The sequence below is a fragment of the uncultured Flavobacterium sp. genome (assembly GCF_963925415.1).
Lineage (GTDB): Bacteria > Bacteroidota > Bacteroidia > Flavobacteriales > Flavobacteriaceae > Flavobacterium.
In genome coordinates this window covers 1-3,519 of sequence record NZ_CAWUTS010000121.1, presented here as the reverse complement: position 1 = coordinate 3,519, position 3,519 = coordinate 1, and the positions used below count along the sequence as shown (strand labels likewise).

Sequence of the window (3,519 nt, the reverse complement as noted above, 5' to 3'; positions counted from 1 at the left end):
CCTACTTTTATTTTCATCAAAAGTTACAGATGTAACTTGATTAAAAGAAGTACTATATCTTAATTTCCAATGATAAGATTCTGTAATTAACCAATTTGGGTGTTTTACAAAACCATAGCGATTGCCATTTGAATCAAAAACATCCTCTCCTTCACTTTCATTAAAATTAAAAGTATATTTATCTTTTTTGTTAGTAATAATCAATTTTTTAATAGCCATTAATGGAACATCTATCACATTTTCGTGTTTTCCAAAATAAATTTCGGGGTTTATTTCACTGTTAAATTCATTGCCATTTGAATAAAATGCCTTGTCATTAATTAATAAAGTGATTTTTTTTTCAATTGAATTAAAATTTAAAGAAAGTTTAATCCATTTACGTGCACCTAGTAAAGATTCATCTAAAGGCACCGTTAGTAAAGTTTTAACTCCATCTAGGTTTAGTCTTATTTCACCAGAACTTTCATTTTTATTTACGTAAACTACCGAATATGAAATTGGCTTGTTTTTGTCTCTAATATGAAGAATATATCCAAAACTTTGTGGATTTATAATCGATAAGTCAAACTCAATTCTGAAATGGCTAAAAAACTTTGGTTGATTGTGTGCAAAAACGTTATAGGATGTTCTATTAGTGATTAAATCATCATTTGAATTAAAACGGATTCCTTGCGCTAGTCCTGACAATGAAAGGAGCGGCACTATGATTGCGATTAATAATTTAATTAAATTTTTAAACATTACATAGAAGAAATTTGTTAGTTCCAAATTAAAACTGCTGATAAATATAAAAAAAAATTATTACAAATTCACAAAAGCAATTAAATTGTAAAATTATTTTACAAAAAAAGCCGAAATTAAATAGCTATATAAAAAGAATTTGTAGTGCTAGTTTTTTTATTTTTTTATAATTTTATAGCTATTTGTTTCATTAGTATCTAGATCAGTCGTTTGAATAATATAAACACCAATAGGCAAAGTATTCATATTAATAGTTTTTAATTGGGTGCTCAAGAGTTGCTTTCCAAGAAAATCATAAACGATTGTTTTTAGTTTACCGACGTAGTCTATTTGTAATTGAGAAGTAACTGGGTTGGGATAGATCGTTATACTAAATATTTTATCTATGGTTTCAATAAGCAATGCAGTAGATAAAGCAGAACCTGTTAAGCCTACAATTTTAATTGGGCTTGTAAAGCTGTATGTTATTTGATAGTCATTAGTATCTTCATCAGTATAGCTAGTCCACAATCCGTTTTCATCCTTAACTTGAAGTGCAGCATCACTGTGGGTATTTGTTCCCATATCGACATCATCATAATAATAAATAATATCGCCTTTAAAATCGTTTGAAGCCGAAGTAAAATTATATACTCTTGCCATGCTTTGGTTAGGCACAGATCCTAAGGCATCTAAAGATCTTGTTACAGTGTTAGCGGCAACTAAAGTATAATCAATATTTGGTATTAACTTTAATCCTTTTAAATTAAGCGAAGCATTTGCTTTAATAGTAATTTGCCCGTCATTTTGTAATTGAATAATTTTAGGGTCTGTATTATCGCTTCCATTTCCTGTTGTGTTATCACTACCTCCGTCTCCACTTTCGGAATTAGATGCGTTTAATTGATTAACCACGGCCATAGCATCTCCAAGGTCATAAAAATCGACAGTTATAAAATTTGGAAATTTACTTTTTTTTTGTTGACATTGTGTCACGTGGTCTATAAAATAAGGATTTGAATTTACCGTTTGCGCTTCAGAGATACTTGCTGTGCCAATACCTGAAGTTACAAAATGATTGAAAACAAATAAAGAATTTGATGCATTACCTCTTCCATAATCACAATTAATACTTCCATAATTTATCTCAACAGCAAAATCCCAAATATGATGATACCATCCTTGGCTCGCCGAAGCGTTATTTACTTCATTAAAAACAACCAGACGCTTATTCGTATTAATCATGGTTTGTAGTGTTGGCCAATGCGAAAATTTATTTTGAGTATGTAAATAATTTGTTAAACCAGCTTGATAAAAATCATTTTCAATAGCATTAGCACTTACCCCAATGTCATTTTGAAAAATGATTGTAATAATTTCATTAGGGTTGTTATCTAAAAAACTTTTAATATCATTCAAATACGTTGATAAAGGTTCTGAACCCAAAAATGAAAAACCATGATACACAACTGTAGTGCCATTATCATCATAAACATCAATCATTAATCCTCGAACACCATCGTTAAGTTGCGTTGCAATATTGTTATTTTGATTAGGGTAAGAAAAACCATCTTGCTGAGAATTAAAGGCGTTGTGTGTGGTTAAATAAGCCACTTCATCGTATTTTTTGTTGCATACATCGCTAGATCCATTGCATTGACCTAAAATATCAGAGTTCCAAAATAAGATAACTACAAAAAACAGAAAGCTATAATACTTAGTAAGGTTTTTGAGTGATGGCATTTTTTTAATTTAAAAAAAATTAATTTATCGTTTTGCTATGGGTAAGCTTGCTTTTATCTTGGTCTTATTTTTTAATTATTTTATAGCTATTTGTTTTATTAATCGTTTTATCCGTAGTTTTAATAATGTAAACACCTGCTGGCATTTCACTCATATCAATAGATTTTGAATTGGTTGATAAAAGTTCTCTACCTAAAAAATCATAAACTTTGGCATTTAAATGGCCTTGATATTTAATTTGAATAACTGAATTTACTGGATTAGGAAAAATAGTAATCTTCATTTCTTCTGTAAGTGTTTCAATACTTAAAGTTGTAGCTGACGCTGATGCCGTAACCGATTTAATGTTAACAGGATTCGTGAAAGTATAAGTAACTTTATTGTTGTTTGAGTCTTCATCTACATAAGATAACCAAGTATCGGTAGCGTCTTTAACTTGCAGAACAGCATCACCATGTGCAATGCTTCCCATGTCTGCATCATCGTAGTAGTAGATAATTTGACCCGTAAAATCTGCAGTAGCTGAGGTAAAATTAAATACTCTAGCCATACTTTCATTCGGTATAGATCCTAAAGCAGTTAATGATCTTGTAGCTGTATTGTCTGCTACAAGTGTATGATCTGCAATTGGAGTTATTTTTAAACCTTTTAAGTTTAAAGAACTGTTAGCTTTAATTATAATTTTCCCGCCATTTTGTAACTGAATAATTTTAGGATTGGTATTATCGCTGCCGTTTCCCTGAGGATTTCCTGTGTCTGGTGGGTTACCGTTATCTGATAAATCTTGAATTTGAAAATTACTAAAATTCACTAATTCTAAACTATTATCATTGGTAATATTTAGTGTACTATTGGCTAATTTTCCAATAAAAGAAACAGTTGACGATCTTCCAAAACCAGGATAAGCAGAAAGTGTGAAAATAATTTTTTTCCCCGTAACTTGCACCGCAGTAATTGAAGCAGAACCTACATTTGTTAGTATGTAATCTTGTTGAATGTTAGCCAAACTTGTAGCGTTTAATTGTAATGGCATATCTGTTTCAATTTCTAAAGATG

3 protein-coding genes are annotated in these 3,519 nt (G+C 30.2%); all 3 read right to left on the bottom strand.

The window, feature by feature from the left end; genetic code table 11:
• Positions 1-741 (bottom strand): hypothetical protein (locus tag AABM47_RS09580; protein WP_338410706.1); only part of this gene is annotated, 741 nt, incomplete at its 3' end.
• Positions 742-897: 156 nt separating this feature from the next.
• Positions 898-2,463 (bottom strand): phosphatidylinositol-specific phospholipase C domain-containing protein, encoded by a 1,566-nt coding sequence (locus AABM47_RS09575; RefSeq protein ID WP_338410705.1) that lies wholly within the window; start codon positions 2,461-2,463, stop codon positions 898-900.
• Positions 2,464-2,527: 64 nt separating this feature from the next.
• Positions 2,528-3,519: T9SS type A sorting domain-containing protein (locus AABM47_RS09570; protein WP_338410704.1), on the bottom strand; the 992-nt coding region annotated here is incomplete at its 5' end.